This is a genomic window from Patulibacter sp. (assembly GCF_030655195.1).
Lineage (GTDB): Bacteria > Actinomycetota > Thermoleophilia > Solirubrobacterales > Solirubrobacteraceae > Patulibacter.
In genome coordinates, this window is record NZ_JAURWA010000106.1 from 1 (window position 1) to 16549 (window position 16549).

At 74.9% G+C, this 16549-nt stretch carries 13 protein-coding genes; 7 read left to right on the forward strand and 6 right to left on the reverse strand.

From position 1 onward, the window contains the following. The first annotated feature begins 37 nt into the window (after positions 1-37). Complete coding sequence (locus Q7T67_RS10835) at positions 38-367, forward strand: hypothetical protein (RefSeq protein WP_304788951.1); 330 nt, start codon at positions 38-40, stop codon at positions 365-367. Between the two features lie 42 nt (positions 368-409). On the opposite strand, the gene Q7T67_RS10840 is transcribed toward Q7T67_RS10835, so the two are convergent. Next, positions 410-2473, reverse strand: coding sequence for a hypothetical protein (locus Q7T67_RS10840; RefSeq protein WP_304788953.1), 2064 nt, complete (start codon positions 2471-2473; stop codon positions 410-412). A 73-nt stretch (positions 2474-2546) separates the two neighbouring features. On the opposite strand from Q7T67_RS10840, the gene Q7T67_RS10845 reads away from it, so the two are divergent. The 3 genes from Q7T67_RS10845 to Q7T67_RS10855 all read left to right on the forward strand — a co-directional run bounded on the left by Q7T67_RS10845 (position 2547) and on the right by Q7T67_RS10855 (position 4518). Beyond that, positions 2547-2933, forward strand: coding sequence for a hypothetical protein (locus Q7T67_RS10845; protein ID WP_304788955.1), 387 nt, complete (start codon positions 2547-2549; stop codon positions 2931-2933). Positions 2934-3029: 96 nt separating this feature from the next. Beyond that, the gene (locus Q7T67_RS10850; protein WP_304789069.1) at positions 3030-3791 is read left to right on the forward strand and encodes a DedA family protein; all 762 of its coding nucleotides are present in this window, start codon (positions 3030-3032) and stop codon (positions 3789-3791) included. A 7-nt stretch (positions 3792-3798) separates the two neighbouring features. Next, positions 3799-4518 carry a hypothetical protein gene (locus tag Q7T67_RS10855; protein ID WP_304788957.1) on the forward strand — a complete coding sequence of 240 codons (720 nt, stop codon included), beginning with the start codon at positions 3799-3801 and terminating at the stop codon, positions 4516-4518. 27 nt (positions 4519-4545) lie between these two features. Here Q7T67_RS10855 and Q7T67_RS10860 read toward each other — a convergent pair whose 3' ends face one another. Beyond that, the gene (locus Q7T67_RS10860; RefSeq protein WP_304788959.1) at positions 4546-5265 is read right to left on the reverse strand and encodes a DedA family protein; all 720 of its coding nucleotides are present in this window, start codon (positions 5263-5265) and stop codon (positions 4546-4548) included. A 66-nt stretch (positions 5266-5331) separates the two neighbouring features. Further along, positions 5332-5973: a hypothetical protein gene (locus Q7T67_RS10865; RefSeq protein ID WP_304788961.1), complete on the reverse strand. Its 642-nt coding sequence runs from the start codon at positions 5971-5973 to the stop codon at positions 5332-5334. A 203-nt stretch (positions 5974-6176) separates the two neighbouring features. On the opposite strand from Q7T67_RS10865, the gene Q7T67_RS10870 reads away from it, so the two are divergent. Next, entirely contained in the window at positions 6177-6740 is a 564-nt protein-coding gene (locus Q7T67_RS10870) for a hypothetical protein (RefSeq protein WP_304788963.1), read from the forward strand. Beyond that, positions 6737-7291 carry a GNAT family N-acetyltransferase gene (locus tag Q7T67_RS10875; RefSeq protein ID WP_304788965.1) on the forward strand — a complete coding sequence of 185 codons (555 nt, stop codon included), beginning with the start codon at positions 6737-6739 and terminating at the stop codon, positions 7289-7291. The genes Q7T67_RS10870 and Q7T67_RS10875 overlap by 4 nt, the downstream gene beginning before the upstream one ends. 3 nt (positions 7292-7294) lie before the next feature. Here the strand turns inward: Q7T67_RS10875 and Q7T67_RS10880 are convergent, their stop codons facing one another. Continuing rightward, positions 7295-10879, reverse strand: a complete 3585-nt coding sequence (locus Q7T67_RS10880) for an NAD-glutamate dehydrogenase domain-containing protein (protein WP_304788967.1) — start codon at positions 10877-10879, stop codon at positions 7295-7297. Between the two features lie 297 nt (positions 10880-11176). Between Q7T67_RS10880 and Q7T67_RS10885 the strand changes: the two genes are divergently transcribed. Beyond that, complete coding sequence (locus Q7T67_RS10885) at positions 11177-12910, forward strand: spermidine synthase (RefSeq protein ID WP_304788969.1); 1734 nt, start codon at positions 11177-11179, stop codon at positions 12908-12910. Between the two features lie 772 nt (positions 12911-13682). On the opposite strand, the gene mgrA is transcribed toward Q7T67_RS10885, so the two are convergent. After that, positions 13683-14732: an L-glyceraldehyde 3-phosphate reductase gene (gene mgrA / locus Q7T67_RS10890; RefSeq protein ID WP_304788971.1), complete on the reverse strand. Its 1050-nt coding sequence runs from the start codon at positions 14730-14732 to the stop codon at positions 13683-13685. Positions 14733-15046: 314 nt separating this feature from the next. Beyond that, complete coding sequence (locus tag Q7T67_RS10895) at positions 15047-16003, reverse strand: type IV toxin-antitoxin system AbiEi family antitoxin domain-containing protein (RefSeq protein WP_304788973.1); 957 nt, start codon at positions 16001-16003, stop codon at positions 15047-15049. Between the last annotated feature and the right edge of the window lie 546 nt (positions 16004-16549).

Here is a 16549-nt window from a genome sequence, read left to right on the forward strand (position 1 = left end):
GCCGGGCCGCAGAGGCCCCCACGGCCGGGCCCGTCCGATGAGCGACACCGGGCCCCGCACCCCGAACGCCGACCGCGCCCGCGAGGAGCAGGCCGCGGCCGACGGCCGGGCGGCCGGCGGCGTGCGTCGCCTGACCGACGCCGACGCCAAGGGCCGCAAGGGCCGGGCGCTGCGGCGGGCCGTCGGCGACGAGAGCGAGCTCCCCGAGAGCCGCCCGTTCGTGCAGAACCTCGGCATCGTCGTCGGCGCGATGGTCGGCGGCACCGTGATCGCCGAGCTCGCCGGCGCCGCCAACCTCGGCACCGCGCTGAGCTTCGGGCAGATCGCCTTCGCGATCGCGCTCGTCTTCGTGCTCGTCAAGCGCTGAGCTCCCCGGGGCGGCCCGGCGGCCTCCGGGGTTCGTGGTCGCTCAGCCGAGCGGTGCCCCCGGTGGCACGGGTCGCCGCGACTCCAGCACCCACGCCGCACCGAGCAGCACCGCGCCCAGCACGCCGAAGAGGATCGGCCAGCCGGCCCCGACCTCCCGCGACGCACCCGCCACCGCGCGGACGCCGAGGGCCAGGTCCGCCGCCGAGCCCGGGGCGCGCGGCACGGCGTCCTGTGCCGGGCCCCGCCCGTCCGCGGCGGCCGGGCCCACCGCCACCAGGAGGACCGCGGCCGCCAGCGTCCCGCCGACGGCGGCGACGGCGACGACCACCGAGGGGCGGCGGGCCGTTCCGGCGGCGAGGACCGCCGTCCCGACCGCCAGCAGCAGGAGCAGCAGCACCACGACGACGAGCGGTCCTCCCTCGAGGACCCGTCCCTCGGGGGTGGCCGCCGTGAACTGCCGCAGCAGCTGTGCGGCCCCGACGGCGGCGAGACCGGCGACGTAGGCCGCGCCGGCGCCGGCGGCCTGCGCCCGGCCGACGTGGGCCGCGGGGCCGAGCAGCGCGACGACGGCCGCGGCGAGGAGCAGCAGGACGGGCGTCCCGACCTGGATGGCGAGGACGAGGCTCAGGTCCCCGTCGTCGAGGCCACCACGGAACGCCAGGAGGAACGCGAACTGGGAGGTGCTCGTCGCGACGACGAGCACGGCGGCACCTAGGACGAGCGGGTCGCGCCGCCGCTGCAGGACGGCGCCGGTGAGCGCGAGGGCGCCGAGCCAGACGACCAGCGCGACGGGGATCGATCCGCCCCAGCTCTCGGGGCCCGCGCTCTGCAGGGCGTTCAGCGGGCTGACGGCCACCAGGGCCACGAGGGCGACGACGGCGAACGCCGCCCCGGTGCGGCCGGGCACCCGGCGGGCCGCGGCGACGACCGCGAGCACCACGAGGAGGCCGAGGACGCCGGCGAGCATCGACACGACCACGACGTCCGAGCCGTCCGTGCGGGTGCCGGCCAGGACGCCACCGGCCTGCGCGGCGAGGAGCAGCGCGGCCGCGCCGGCGGCCGCCAGGAGCGTGTCCCGGGACCCGAGGTCCGACGGTCGCCGGGCCCCTCCGAGCGCGGCCGCGACGAGGACGAGCACGACCACCGGGACGAGCAGCGCGCCGATCTTCTCGCCGGTCCCCTCGACCTGTGCGACGAGCAGCAGGACCCCCAGCGGGAGGACGCCGACGACCGCGTCCCGGCGCCGGAGGGCGACGACGAGCAGGACGACGGCGATCGCCGCGGCCACGGCCGTCCGGGCGCCGCGGGCGCCCGAGGACACCAGGGCGCCGAGGGTCGGATCGGCCAGCGGTCCGACGAGGCTCGCGAGCAGCTGCGTCGCCTCGCCGCCGGTCAGCGCGACGAGCACGCCCGCGGCCACGAGCAGCCCCCGGCCCGCGTCGTCGTCCCTCCCGGCGACGCGCAGACCACTCGCGGTGGCCGCGGCGGCCAGGAGGAGGACGACCACGACGCGGGGTCCGTCGGCCAGGCCGACGACGTCGCCGCCGAGCAGGACCGGCACCGCCAGGGCGGCCCCGACGCCGGCGACCAGCGCGCCCAGGGTGCGTCCGCGTCCGGGCCCCGCGTCCTCGCCCGGATCCCGGAGTCGGGCGAGCCGTCCCCCGGCCCGGTCGGGGCGCACCCCGAGGAGCACCGCCCCGGCCACCAGCACCAGGACGGACGCGAGCGCGGCGGTGCCTCCCGCGAGCGTGCCGTCGCTCTCGAAGCGGTCGGCCACGGAGGCGTCGGTCAGGACGTCGGACAGCCCGACGGCCACGGCGCCGGCCGTGAGGACCGCGCCGACGACGATCGCCGCGAGTCCGACGGCCCGCACGACAGCAGGCGTGGCCCGTGCGCCGAGCGCCGTCCCGTCCTGCTGCAGCAGCCGCGCACCGAGCACCACCACCGCGACGCCGACGACGATCCGCAGCCCGGCGGGCAGCAGGCCCGCCGCCACGAGGACGGCGATCCCCAGGGGGATCGCCCCCGCAGCACCGAGCAGCGCTCCGGGACGTGGATCGACGACGCGCTCCTGGGGAGCCGGCTCCTGCCACGCACGGGACATGCGCCGCAGCCTACGGCCGCCGGCGGCGCCGCCACCGTGGACGCGCAGGCCGACCCCGCGTAGGGTGCCGCCCATGCGCCGCACCCCCATGCTCGTGGTCCTCGCCGCCGTCGCAGGGGCCGGCGCGCTCGCCGGTCCCGCCACCGCCGGGGCGGCCGAGAGCGCCTGCGCGCCGGAGACGGGCGACTGGTGCACCTCCGTCACGAAGCAGCAGGGGCGCCGGTACCTGCAGCTGAACACGTTCTCGTTCCGCGGCACGGTGCGCATCTGCGTGGCGGGGCCGCGCCGCCGGACGTGCCGCACGGCGACGCTGCGCAGCACGAAGGCCGGCGTGTACCGCGCCCGCCTGCGGTGGTCCACGTCGTTCCCGGACCAGGGGCGCGGCCGCTACCGCGTGACGTTCGCCCCGTCGGTCACCGGGGACCCGCTCGGTCCGACGTTGTCGTTCCGGGTCCGCTGACCGCGGGCGGTCCGGGCCCGGTCGGGCCGCCGTGCGCCTCCGGCGGGCGACCCGCTCAGGTTCCTCCCGTCGAGCCCTTGTACGCTCCCCCGCGTGATGACCCCGCTCCTGGCCGAGCTCTCGGCCCCGCTCGCGCTGCTCCCCGAATGGCTCAGTCCCGAGCACATCTTCATCGAGTACGGCCTGGTCGCGATCCTGATCATCATCTTCGCGGAGACGGGGCTCCTGATCGGCTTCTTCCTCCCCGGGGACACGCTGCTCCTGAGCGCGGGCATCCTCTCGTACACCCAGCCGGACTCCGATCCGCTCTGGATGTTCCTCGTGTTCGTGCCCGTCGCGGCCGTCCTGGGCAACCTCGTCGGCTACGAGATCGGGCACCGGGCCGGGCCGGCGGTGTTCACGAAGGAGGACTCGAAGTTCTTCCGCAAGGACCACCTCGAGCGCTCCCGCGTCTTCTTCGAGAAGTACGGCACGATCACCGTCTTCCTCGCCCGCTTCGTCCCGGTCGTCCGCACGTTCACCGCCGTGGTCGCAGGCGCCGTGGGCATGGACCGGCGGATCTTCTTCCTCTGGTCCGTGCTGGGCGCGATCGCCTGGTGCACCGGCCTGATCCTCATCGGCCACCTCGCCGCGTACCTGCTCCCGAAGAGCACCGTCGACTTCATCCAGGGCCACATCGACCTGCTGATCATCGGCGTGGTCGTCCTGACGATCGTCGGCATCGTCGTCGAGCAGCGCCGCCACAAGCGCCCCGCCGTCCCGGTCGTCGAGGAGGCGCTCCCGGGCACCTCTCCCGCCCCGGGCGACACGTCGACCGGCAGCGACGCACCGGCCTCCCGCAGCACCGACCGCGACTGACCGGACCATGACCGCCGACGACGACCCCGTCCGCCTGCGCGTCGTCGTCGCGGCGCCCGCCGACGTCGTCTTCGCGTGGCTGACGGAGCCGCCGCTGATCGGCCGCTGGTTCGGCTGGGAGCACGACTCGCTCGACGACGAGATCGCGATGATCTTCGTCGACGCCGCGTCGCGGTCGCCCTCCAAGCTGCGCTTCGAGACCAACGGCGGCGGCCTGTTCCTGCTCGAGGAGACCCCGGCGGGCACCGTCGTCGAGCTGCGCCGGCCCGCGGAGGACGCGGAGACCGGCGCCGCGTTCGACGCCATCGACGAGGGCTGGACCACCTTCGTCCAGCAGCTGCGGCTGGGCGTCGAGCGTCATCCGGACGTCGAGCGTCGGGCGATCGAGCTGGGCGGCAAGCTCGCTTCCGACGACGCGCCGCGCACCTGGGAGGCCCTGGGCCTGGCCGACGCCGCGACGCTCGAGGTCGGGGCGCCCTACGCCGCGACGACCCCGTTCGGCGAGGAGCTCACGGGCCAGGTGTGGTTCCGCTCCGCCCATCAGCTCGGGCTGACGGTCGACGGCTGGGGCGAGGGTCTGCTCGTCGCCGTGCAGCGGCCGGCGGACGACGCCCGCCCCCACGGCGGCGTCCAGCTCGTCCTGACCTCCTACGGCCTGGACGACGACGCGTTCGCGGAGTGGTTCCAGCGCTGGACCCGCTGGACCCGCGCCACTCTGCTGGACTGATCGCGGTCGCCCGGCGGCCCCGCGGGCTCAGTCCTCGGCGGCCGCGACGGCCCCGGCCCGCTCCTCCGGCGACTGCAGGGTCTCGGCGCGCCTCCCGCGACGGCGGGCGGCCAGCACCTCGAAGACCATCGGCAGGACGGAGACGAGGACGATCAGCAGCAGGATCGCCTCGATGTTGCGGTTGATGAAGTCCACGCCGCCCAGCGCGTAGCCCAGGGCCGTCACGCCGGCGCCCCAGACGACGCCGCCCAGCACGTTCCACCGGACGAAGTCCTTGTAGTCCCAGCCCGACGCCCCGGCGACGAGCGGCGCGGCGGTGCGGACGATCGGGACGAACCGGGCGAGGAAGATCGTGCGGCCGCCGTAGCGCGTGAAGAAGTCCTCGGCGCGCGAGAGGTACTCCTGCTTGAAGAAGCGCGAGTCGGGTCGCGAGAAGATCGCCGGCCCGGCCTTGCGCCCGATGAGGAAGCCGACCTGGTCGCCGACCACGGCCGCGATCGAGATCGTCACGCAGAGCAGCCACAGCGGCTGGTCGATCAGGAAGATCGGGCTGTCGGCGTTGGCCATCACGCCGGTGGTGAACAGGAGCGAGTCGCCGGGCAGGAAGAACGCGAGCAGCCCGCACTCCGCGAAGACCACGAGGAGGACGGCCACGAAGCCGAACTCCCGGACGATGTGCTCGGGGTCCAGCCACGAGGGCCCGAGGGCCAACGGGAGGTCCACGGCGGCCAGGAGGGTCGCGATCACGGCGGGGACCCTAGCCCAGACGCGAGCGTTTAGGCGCCACGAAGGAGGGGCAGAGCGCCCCCTCAGCTACTGCCCGCGCTCGCCCTGCACGCGCAGCGCCCGGCGCTGCGCCGCACGGATCCGGGCGTCCCGGCGCTTCTCCGCAGCGGTCTTCCCGACGCCCTTGCGGTCCTGGATCCGCTCGTCGTCGGGCAGGCCCGTGGTCTTCGGCGTCAGGTCGCCCTGCACCGGCGTCGGCGCGGTGACGACGGTCTCCGCCGGTGGCGTCGGCGTCGTGGCCGCGCCCGTCGACGCGGTCGACGCGGTCTGGTTCAGCGCCGAGATCCGCCAGTCGCCGTCCTGCTTCTCGAGCGAGAGCACGTCGGCGGAGGGCCGTTGACCGGCGGCGTCGGTGCGGACGGCCGCCCGGGCCCGGTCGTCGATCACGACGACGTTCTCGACCGTCAGGCGCGGGTCGCGCACCTCCCCGAAGCCCAGCTGCATCGCGCGCTCGCACGGCAGGTCGACCGACTGCAGCTTGTCCTGGAGGTCCCCGGCGAGCAGCCCGCCGCAGATCGACCGATAGTCGCGGGTCTCGACCGCGGCGGCGAACCGCTCGACGGCGGCCCGGGCGCGGTCGGTGTCGTCGGTCCTCCAGGAGTTGATGGCGAGGAGGACGACGACGATCGCGATGACCGCGATGCCGCCCGTCACGAGTCTGCGGCGCACGCGGGCAGGCTACCCGGAATCGCTCTCGCGGGGCACCGGTCGGACCGCCCCGCCGGGACCGGGCGGGACGCCGTCGGGGCGACCTCGGCGGGGTCCGTGGCGCCCCCGCCCGCGTCGCCGTCGCGGGCGCCGCCGGTCGTCCGTCCGTCGGGCCGCGCGGACACCGGACCGTCGCGACGGTCCGCGCGGCGTACGATCACCCCATGACGGAGTCCGGCACGCTGCCCTGGATGCGGTGCTACCGCTGCTGGTCGACGTCCCTGGAGCTCCACGTCCACTACGACGGGATCCATCGCGTCGACCCGAGCACCGGCACGCCCGTGCACGCCGTCGAGGAGCAGCAGGAGGCCGTCGTGCAGTGCCTGGACTGCATGCACGACCAGCCGCACCTGATCTTCACCGACGGTCGGCTGCACGCGGACGAGTCGCGCTGGGAGCGCCTCGTGATGGGCACGCCGTGGGTGGCGTCCTGCACGATCACGGTCCCGGCCGACGACGTCGAGGTCTGCTCGGGCCCCGAGGCCGGCGAGGCGCTGAGCTACGCCGCCCTGGGCGACGCGGGCACGCAGGAGTTCTTCTCCCACGTCCGCTTCCACACCCACCAGGGGGACGAGATCGTCGCCCACCTGCTCGTCGAGCTCTACGCGCGCTCGCAGGACGAGGCGGGCACCGTCCTGGACGACGCCGCCCGCGGGCCGCTCGTCATCACCTCGCTGGCCGAGGAGTCCCGTCCCCCGGCGGTCTCCTCGGGCGGCGGGCACGGATGAGCGCGCTGCCGCCCTCGTCCGGCGCACCGCACGCCGGCCCCGCCGGCCCCGGGACGCGGCTCGTCGAGCTGGAGCCCCGGCACCACGCCGAGGTGCTCGAGCTCAACGCGCGCGACGTGGACAAGCTCGCCCCGATGGACGAGGACCGCCTGCGCTGGATCGCCGCCCGGGCGACCGCGCCGCTGGTCGTCGAGGACGACGACGGGGTCCTCGGCTTCTGCCTCGCCGTGCCGCACGGCACCGACTTCGACGGCCGCTACTACGCCTGGTTCGGCGAGCGCTACGCGTCGTACCTCTACCTCGACCGGATCGTCGTCGCCGACCGCGCACGCCGGCGCGGCGTCGGCACGATGCTCTACGCCGCCTGCGAGGACCGCGCCCGCCCGCTCGGTCGCATGCTCTGCGAGGTCAACGTCGTCCCCCTCAACGCCCCGTCGATGGCGTTCCACGGCTCGCGCGGCTACGCCGAGGTCGGCCGGATCGAGGTCGGCCCGGAGAGCGACCCCGGATCGAAGGTCGTCGCGGCGCTGGCCAAGGAGCTCGGGGGCTGAGCCTCAGCGCGCCCGCGCCATCCCCTGCAGCTGGCGCACCGCCAGCTGGCAGGCCGCCGACGAGGCGGAGCGGCCCTCGCCGTCCGAGGACAGCTCCCGCAGGAACCGCCGCAGCCGCAGGACCTCGGCGTCGTGCTCGTCGAGGAACGCGTCGACCTCCTCCACCGGGCCGTCCGCCTTCGGGCCGCGCAGGGCGCTCTCGACCACCCGGACGTGCGCGTCGAGCAGGTCGTCCCGCAGCGCCTGCACCGACCAGCGGGTCATGCGGTCGGGGATCGCGAGCGTGCCTACCGCGCGGTGCAGCAGGCCCAGCGACAGGCGCTCGCCCAGGTGCAGCGTCGCGGCGCTGACCTCGCCGACGGCCCGGCCGCAGCGCTCGGCCGCGGCCACGACGAACGGCGCGAGCACCAGGGCCGCGTCCCCCGCCACCTGCTCCGCCAGCTCCTCCGGGACGCCCGCCTCGACGTAGGCGGCGATCCGCGGCGGCCGGTCGTCGTCGCCGTCGCGCTCGGCGAGCTGGGCGCGGACCGCCTCGACGCCGTCGCGGTGCGTGGTGACCGCCGGGCCGATCGGGGCGCCGGAGGCGTGCGTCAGGAACCAGCGGCTCGTGACCCGCACCTGCTCGTCGACCTCGGCGCGCAGGTTCCAGACGACGCTGGGCTGGACCCCCTCGAGGGCGTCGATCCGGTCCCAGAGCGCCCGGGCGTCCGACGCGCCGACCGCGATCCGGAAGGCGCGGACGACCGCGGTCGGCGTCGCTCCGAACTCGGCGGCGCGGCGGGCGACGAACGTCGGCCCGAGCGTGTCGACGACCTCGCTCGCCGCGAGGGTCGCGGCGAGGTGGCGTCGCAGCGGATGCTCGACGATCAGGTCGCCGAAGCGCTCGACGACCGGTGGCGGGAAGTACGCGGCCAGGTCGGCGGCCAGCGCCTCGTCGTCGCGCACCGCGTCCGCGCCGCCGGCGTCGCGCTCCCCCTGGTCGAGCATCGAACGTGCGGCGCTGTCCTTCGAGAGGGCGACCAGGACGGCCAGCTCGGGCCGGGTCAGGCCCTCGCCGTCGGAGCGGCGCTCGGCCAGCTCCTCGTCCGTCGGCATCCCGTGGTCGGCGCGCTGCAGCCGGCCCTCGTCCTTGAGCGCGTGCATGAGCTCCTCGACCGCCTGGGTGCGCCACGGCGAGCGCCGCTCCTCCTGGGTCAGGACGCGCGCCTGGGCCGCCGAGTCCGCCAGGACGTGGGCGACGACGTCGTCCGTGACGTCGGCCAGCAGCGCGTCGCGCTCCTCCGGGTCCAGCCGCCCGCGACGGATCGCCAGGCCGAGCAGGATCTTCAGGTTGACCTCGTGGTCGGAGCAGTCCACGCCGGCGGAGTTGTCGATGAAGTCCGCGTTGATCGCGCCGCCCTCGCGGGCGTACTCGACGCGCGCCCCACGGGTGAAGCCGAGGTTGCCGCCCTCCCCCACCACGGTGCAGCGCAGGTCGCGGGCGTCGACGCGGATCGCGTCCGACGCGCGGTCCTCGGCGTCCTCGTCGCGCTCGTGGGAGGCCTTGACGACGGTGCCGATGCCGCCGTTCCAGAGCAGGTCCACGGGTGCACGGAGCACCGCCTGGATCAGCTCGGCCGGCGACAGCCTCGGCGCGTCGACGCCCAGCGCGGCGCGCATCTCGTCCGTCAGGTCGACGGACTTGGCGGTGCGCGGGAAGACGCCGCCGCCCTTCGAGATCAGCTTCCGGTCGTAGTCGTCCCAGCTCGTGCGGGTCCCGTCGAAGAGCCGCCGACGCTCCTTCCACGACGCCTCGGCGTCCTGCGGATCGGGATCGACGAAGACGTGCCGGTGGTCGTAGGCGGCGACCAGGCGCATCGACTTCGACAGGAGCATGCCGTTGCCGAAGACGTCGCCGGACATGTCACCGATCCCGACGACCGTGATCGGGTCGCGCTCGGGATCCATGTTCAGCTCGGCGAAGTGCCGCTTGACCGACTCCCACGCACCGCGGGCGGTGATGCCCAGCGCCTTGTGGTCGTAGCCGACCGAGCCGCCCGAGGCGAACGCGTCGCCCAGCCAGTAGCCGCGGCGCAGCGCGATCTCGTTGGCGGTGTCGGAGAACGTCGCGGTGCCCTTGTCGGCGGCGACGACGAGGTACGTGTCGTCGTCGTCGAGGATGCGGACGCCCTCGGGGTGGATCACCGCGCCGTCGTGCAGGTCGTCGGCGACGTCCAGGAGCGCCGTGACGAACTCGACGTAGCCGCCGCGCACGGCGTCGCGCAGCGCCGCGCCCTCGAGCTGCTCGGCCCCGCGCAGGAGGAACCCGCCCTTGGCGCCCGTCGGGACGATCACCGCGTTCTTCACCATCTGGGCCCGCATCAGGCCGAGGACCTCGGTGCGGTAGTCCATCCGGTCCGACCAGCGCAGCCCGCCGCGGGCGATCATGCCGCCGCGCAGGTGGATCCCCTCGACGGTGAGGCCGTGGACGTAGGTCTCCCACAGCGGCGTGGGCTGCGGGATCGCCGGCACCTCCGAGCTCTTGAGCTTCAACGCGAGTGCCCCGCGGCCCGGGCGGTAGGCGTTCGTGCGGTAGGTCGCCTCGATCGCCGCGAGCTGGTTGCGCAGGATGCGGTCGTGGTCGAGCGACGTGACCCCGTCGAGCGCCTCGAGGATCTCCCGGCGGAGCGCCTCCTCCGCCTCGAGGTCGCGGGGTGCCCCGGGGCCGTCGGCGGGCTGCTTCTTCGAGCGGCGCTTCGACCCGCGCCGCTTCTTCCCGCCGGCCGCGTCGTCGTCCGGGCCGACGTCCGGGGTCGCCCCGTCGGTGCTCGCGGCCTGCGCCGGCGCCGCGCTGCCCTTCGCGGCGACCGCCGCACGGGTGCCGTCACCGGGGTCGGGGGAGCCGAAGCGCAGCTCGAACAGCCGGACGAGCAGCTCGGTGATCGCGGCGTGCTGCACGATCACGTCGTTCTGGTACCCCTCGGTGAACCGGGAGCCCAGTCGCTGGCGGTAGCGGCGGTAGGCGCGCAGCGGCTCGAGCCGCGCGTGCCCCATCGACGTGACGACGACGAGCCGGTTGAGCGAGTCGGACTCCGCGGCGCCCTCCCAGACCGCGTCGATGCACGCCTCGACCCGGCGTCCGACGGCCTCGAGGTCCAGCGGCAGGCCGTCCGGCCCGAGCACACCGAAGTCCTGGATCCACGCCTCGTCGGCGCCGTGCAGCCGGGCGGAGCGCTCCTCGACGACGTGCAGTCCCAGGTCGCTGAGGATCGGCATCGCGCGGGCCAGCTCGACGCGCGGGCCGCTGCGCGCGAAGACGATGCGCGTCATCCCGGGCCCGTCGTCGGGGCCCGCGGGCGCGGGCTCGTGCTTGGTGACGACGACGATCCGGTCGGCGTCGTCGTGCATCCGGTCCAGCGCGACGACGTCGTGGGCGGCCGAGTCGGGGGCCACGCCCGCGCGGTAGGACGTGGGCAGGCGCCCGGCCCAGCGCGCGGCCAGCTCCGCGCCGCGCTCCTCGCCGACGAGGCCGCCGAGGACGGCCTGCACCCGGTCCTCCCAGGCCTGCGCCAGCTGGTCGATCTCGCGCGGGGCTTCGGAGCGGGCCATCGCCGCCGACACTAACGACGGGCCGGGGCGCGGCGTGACCGGCTCGTGACCCGCGGCGGGCCGCGGGTGCCGGCGGGGCGGACGAGCACGGCGCGCGGCGTCCGGGCGGGAGGGCCCGGGTCGTCCCGGAGCGCACCGCCGAGGAGGCGCGGAGAGCGCACCGGGCATGCCGTTCTCGGCCATCACCCCGGCGCGCCCGAGGACGTCGTACGGGCGCCCACGCCATCGGAGGGCGTCCGTCGTCCCCGACCGGTGCCGCCTCCTCCGGTGGCGTCCCGCCGCTACAGTCCCCCGCCGATGCGCGCGCTGGCGATCCTGGTCTTCGTCGTAGGGGCCGGCAGCCTCGGGGCGGAGATCGCCGCCGCCCGCCTGCTCGCGCCGTACTTCGGCGACTCGACGATCATCTGGGCCAACACGATCGGCGTCTGCCTGATCGCGCTGGCCATCGGCCACTGGCTCGGCGGCCGCTTCGCCGACCGGCACCCGCACATCCAGGGCCTCAAGGTCCTCGTCCTGATGTCCGCGGGACTGCTCTCGGTCGTCCCGCTGGTCTCGGGGCCGTTCCTCGACCTGGCGATCACCGCGTTCGACAAGATCGAGGCCGGCGCGTTCGTCGGCTCGCTGCTCGGGATGCTCGTCCTGATCGCGTTCCCGCTCGTCCTGATCGGCGCGGCGACGCCGTGGGCCACGAAGCTCGCCGTCACCGACCTGGAGAAGACCGGCGAGACCGTCGGCCGCCTCGGCGCGATCGGCACGGGCGGCAGCCTCGTCGGCACGTTCGCGGCGTCGTTGCTGCTGATCCCGTTCGTCGGGTCGCAGCGCACGTTCATCGTCCTGGCCCTCCTGATGGCCCTCGTCGCCGCGTGGCGGATGCCGGTGCGCGCCTGGGCGGTCCCCGCCGTGATCGCCCTGCTGCTGCTGATCCCGCCGGGCACGACGAAGCCCGCCGAGGACGGCGACACCGTCGTCGACGAGGCCGAGACGCTCTACCAGTACGCCCGCGTCGTCCAGCACCCGGTGCAGGACGGTGTGGTGCGCTCCGGCCCCGCCCCCGTCGAGCGGCGCCTCGAGCTCAACGAGGGCCAGGCGATCCACTCCATCTGGCGGGCCGACACCGTCCTGACCGACAACTACTGGGACGCGTTCCAGGTGCTGCCGTTCGCGGTCGACGCGTCCGGGGCGACGGCGGACGGCGAGGTGCCGGGCGTCTCGGGGTCGGGGTCCGCCGGCGGTGCGGGCACGGACGGCAGCACGGGCGCGGCCGACAGCACCGGCGCGGGAGGCAGCACCGGCGCGGGCGGCGGCCCGGAAGCGGCCGGCGGCACGGGCGGCGCCGGCAGCACCGGCGCGGGCGGATCGGTCGCGCCGGGCCAGACCCCCCGCACGATCGCGATGCTCGGCAACGCCGGCGGGACGGTCGCCCGCGCCTCGCTGGACCTCTTCCCGAACGTCCGCTTCGACGGCGTCGAGATCGACTCGAAGGTCTCCGAGATGGGCGAGAAGTGGCTCGGGATGCCGAAGGACGACCCGCGCCTGCGGATCTACTCCCAGGACGCCCGGCCGTTCCTGCGCTCCGCCGGCCTCGACGACGGTGACGGTCGCTACGACCTGATCGGCGTCGACGCGTACCGCCAGCCCTACATCCCGTTCTACCTGACCACGCGCGAGTTCTTCCGCGAGGTCCGCGACCGCCTCACCTCGCGCGGCAGCGTCATCGTCAACGTCGGCCACCCCGAGGGCGACACCGCCCTGGAGAAGGCGCTGTCGAGCACGATGCGCACCGACTTCCCGAACATCGCCCGCTACGCGATGACGCCGACCAACACCCTGATCATCGCCTCGACCGCCGCGATCTCCGCCGACCGCATCCGGGCCGCGCTTCCGACGATGCCCGCCCAGCTCCGCGAGACCGCCGAGCGCGCCGCCGACGACCTGGAGCCGGGCCTCGACGGCGGCCCGGTCTACACGGACGACAAGGCCCCGGTCGAGTGGCTCATCGACGGGTCGATCGTGAGCTTCGCGACGAAGTAGGGGGGCGGCGGGGCGCGGAGGGCGGCGGGGCGCAAAGGCGACGAGACGCGACCGAACGCGGAAGAGGGCGAGGCGCAGAAGGCGAAGTGACGCGGAAGACGGCCGGGCGCGGAAGGCGGCGGGGCGCGGAAGGCGGCGGGACGCGGAAGGCGGCGGGACGCGGGAGACGGCCGGGCGCGGAAGACGGCGGGACGCCGAAGGCGGCGAGACGCGGAAGACGGCGAGACGCGGAAGACGGCGAGACGCCGAAGGCGGCGAGACGCGGAAGACGGCGGACGCCGAAGACGGCCGGACGCGGGAGACGGCCGGGCGCGGAAGACGGCGGGACGCCGAAGACGGCGGGACGCCGAAGACGGCGGGGCCGTCTCACGCAGAGGGCGGCGAGAGCCGCCGGGCATGCACGATCCGTCAAACCAGAACTCGGGCTTCCGACTTCGGACGTCTCGGCACGCGGAGCGTGTGCCGACGCGCAAAGCCGGGGCGTCGCGTCCTGACTTGGCGGGTGACACACGTGTCGGCCGCACGGCAGCGCGGTACCGGGAGACGACCACCACCGGACCCGACCAGCCACGGCGGCGACCCGGTTGGCCGTCCGAGAACGGTCGGGCCCGGCGCGATCCAGGCCGGCTCCAGGACGAACCACCGACGGTCCGGCCCGGCGCGGTCCAGGCCGGCTCCAGGACGAACCGACCCCGGCCGGGACCGGGATGAACCGCCCGGAGCCGGCAACAGGCCGGACCGACCCCGGCCCGCGACCGCCCCGGGAGGTCGACTACTCCAGCTCCGCCGAGCCCGCCCACCAGTTGACGCCGCCGTCGACCGCGTGGCGGTCGATCTCGGCCAGCTCGTCATCGCCGAAGTCCAGGTTCTTCAGGGCGCCGAGGGAGTCCTCGAGCTGCTTGACCGAGGAGGCCCCGATCAGGGACGAGGTGACGCGGGGGTCGCGCAGGGTCCACGCGATCGCCATCTGGGCGAGGGACTGGCCGCGGCCCTTCGCGATCTCGTTCAGGCCGCGGATGCGGTCGAGGTTCTTCTCCGTCAGCTGCGACGCGACGCCCTCGTCGCGGCCGGCGCGGGATCCCTCGGGGATGCCGTCCAGGTACTTGTCCGTGAGCAGGCCCTGGGCCAGCGGGGTGAAGACGATGGAGCCGACGCCCTCCTCGCCGAGGACGTCGAGCAGGTCCTCCTCGATCCAGCGGTTGAGCATGGAGTAGGAGGGCTGGTGGATGAGGAGCGGCGTACCGAGCTCGCGGAGGAGCTCGATGGCCTCCGTCGTGCGACGACCGGAGTACGACGAAATGCCGACGTAGAGCGCCTTGCCCTGCTGGACGGCGGAGTGCAGGGCGCCGCAGGTCTCCTCGAGCGGTGTGTCCGCGTCGAAGCGGTGCGAGTAGAAGATGTCGACGTGGTCGAGGCCCATGCGACCGAGCGACTCGTCGAGCGACTGGAGCAGGTACTTGCGCGAGCCGTACATCCCGTACGGGCCGGGCCACATGTCCCAACCGGCCTTCGTCGAGATCACGAGCTCGTTGCGGTAGGGCTTCAGGTCCTCGCGCAGGATCCGGCCGAAGTTCGTCTCGGCCGAGCCGTAGGGCGGCCCGTAGTTGTTGGCCAGGTCGAAGTGCGTGACGCCCAGGTCGAACGCACGGCGCAGGATCGCCCGCTGGTCGGCGATCGGCTCGTGGTCGCCGAAGTTGTGCCACAGACCGAGCGAGATCGCGGGCAGCTGCAGGCCGCTGCTGCCCGTGCGGCGGTACGGCATGCGGCCGTCGTAGCGCTCCGGGTCGGCGGTCCAGGGACGGTGCGTGTCGGGGGTGCCCATGGGTTCCACTATGCCCGGCCGGGGGACGGCCCACCCCGTGCTGCGGGGCGTACGTCGTCCGTCCGGCCCCTTCGGTGGCGGTCCCCGTTGCCCGCGTCCCTCCGGCATCGGACTCCCTCGACGAGTGCCGGACGTCTCTCGACGGGCCCGGATGGACTTCGACGGGCGCCGGACCTGTCTTCCCCTGCCGCGCAGGCGCAGGTCGCCACGCGGGCGCGCCGGCCGCCCCGCCCCGCCGCAGTTGCCGAAGCCTCCCGCACGGGCCGACCCCGATCGCCAACGTCGCTCCGCCTGGGCCGCCCCGGTCACCGACGTCATCCCGCACGAGCCGTCCCTCCGGGTCCCCCACCCCACTGATACGCCCGCACCGCCAGAGCGGCCCCGAGTCTCCCCGCGGTCACCACGCGGTGCTCGGTCATCTGCCGCCACGTGACCCGGGTGACGACGAGTCCGCGAGCTTGCAGCTCACCGTCCCGAGCGCGGTCGTTCTCGAAGCTCCGGCGGGAGCGGTGGAAGCGGAAGCTGTCGATCTCGCCGACCATCCCCCGGTCGTCCCAGAGCGCGTCGACGGTGAAGCGGCCGACGCGGACGTTCGTCCTCGGGATCGGGAGCCCCGCTTCCCTCACGAATCGCAGGAACTCCCGCTCGGCCTCGGACACCGTGCGCCGCGGGCCGTCCGCGTCCGCGAGGAGCCGTCGGACCGCCCCGCTCCCCCGCGCCGTCGGGGCGCGGTCGAGCGCGGACCGAAGGGCGGGCGCCGTCAGACCATGGACCGCGATCGCCTCCGCCGTCACCCGCTCGAGCTCGTCCTCCCGCAGCATCGGCGCGAGGTCGATCACGGTCCGCTCGAGGCCCAGGACCGGGAGCGGCCCCCTCCTCGCACGGTCCCGGCCGTCGAGCCTCGTCAGGCGCCGGACGTCGACGCCCGCCCTCGACCGGGTCCCTCCGCCCACGACGCACAGCTCCACGTCCCCGGAGGGTCGTCCCGGGAGCAGGCGCCACGCGTGACCCGCCGATCGTCCGCAGATCCACGCGTCCCCCCGCACCGACAGGACCGCCGCGAGTGCCCAGGCGTCGCGACCCGCCGGCGGACGGCCGAGGGCGTAGACGGCCGGCGCCACACGCAGCAGCGTGCCGGACGCCACCCGGTGGGCGACCGCGCCGCGGCCGAGTCCGCAGGCTGTCAGCTGGGCGAGGGTGATCAGGCCGAGCTGCCGGGAGGCCACGGCGGCGAGCTGCGCATTGACGGCCGCCTTCACGGGAACCGTCACTGAAGGTCCTGCCCATGCGTCGTCCGCCACACGGGCGCGATCCGCCACACGGGCGCCATTCGCCAGACAGGCGCCGTCCGCCACGCGTGCGTCGTTCGCCACGTGTTCGCGGTCCGCCACGCGTGCGTCGCTCGCCACACATCCGCGATCCACCACACCTGCGCCATGCGCGTCACCTGCGCCATCCGCCAGTCGATCGTCACGACGGCCCGGTTCGACGGATCGCGCGCGGTCCGCGTGCGCATGGGTCCAAAGCCGGGGTGCGCGACGGAGACCTCGACGGATCTCGCAGGTTCGTGTTCGTCATACCGACGAGCCTCCCCGCCGACGTGCCGGCATCGACGACCTCCACCGAGGTCGGACGCAACCGGCACGGGGACTCCACGGTTCTGCGCAGCTTCGCCGGCATCGCGACGGCTCGGCCGACCTGTCACCCGAGCTCCGGAACCGCGTCCCGCGGTCTGCACCTCGCTCTAGCTTCCACCGGCGCGCGTCATCGCCAGGCCTCCGACCGCCCCATCACCACGCGCCTCACCCGCGCCAGCG

What these genes read in the sequence shown, in the direction of transcription:
- Q7T67_RS10885 (WP_304788969.1), top strand. Translation starts at nt 11,177, where the DNA reads ATGCGCGCGCTGGCGATCCTGGTCTTCGTCGTAGGGGCCGGCAGCCTC.
- Q7T67_RS10855 (WP_304788957.1), top strand. Translation starts at nt 3,799, where the DNA reads ATGACCGCCGACGACGACCCCGTCCGCCTGCGCGTCGTCGTCGCGGCG.
- Q7T67_RS10850 (WP_304789069.1), top strand. Translation starts at nt 3,030, where the DNA reads ATGACCCCGCTCCTGGCCGAGCTCTCGGCCCCGCTCGCGCTGCTCCCC.
- mgrA (WP_304788971.1), bottom strand. Translation starts at nt 14,732, where the DNA reads ATGGGCACCCCCGACACGCACCGTCCCTGGACCGCCGACCCGGAGCGC.
- Q7T67_RS10840 (WP_304788953.1), bottom strand. Translation starts at nt 2,473, where the DNA reads ATGTCCCGTGCGTGGCAGGAGCCGGCTCCCCAGGAGCGCGTCGTCGAT.
- Q7T67_RS10835 (WP_304788951.1), top strand. Translation starts at nt 38, where the DNA reads ATGAGCGACACCGGGCCCCGCACCCCGAACGCCGACCGCGCCCGCGAG.
- Q7T67_RS10875 (WP_304788965.1), top strand. Translation starts at nt 6,737, where the DNA reads ATGAGCGCGCTGCCGCCCTCGTCCGGCGCACCGCACGCCGGCCCCGCC.
- Q7T67_RS10880 (WP_304788967.1), bottom strand. Translation starts at nt 10,879, where the DNA reads ATGGCCCGCTCCGAAGCCCCGCGCGAGATCGACCAGCTGGCGCAGGCC.
- Q7T67_RS10845 (WP_304788955.1), top strand. Translation starts at nt 2,547, where the DNA reads ATGCGCCGCACCCCCATGCTCGTGGTCCTCGCCGCCGTCGCAGGGGCC.
- Q7T67_RS10870 (WP_304788963.1), top strand. Translation starts at nt 6,177, where the DNA reads ATGACGGAGTCCGGCACGCTGCCCTGGATGCGGTGCTACCGCTGCTGG.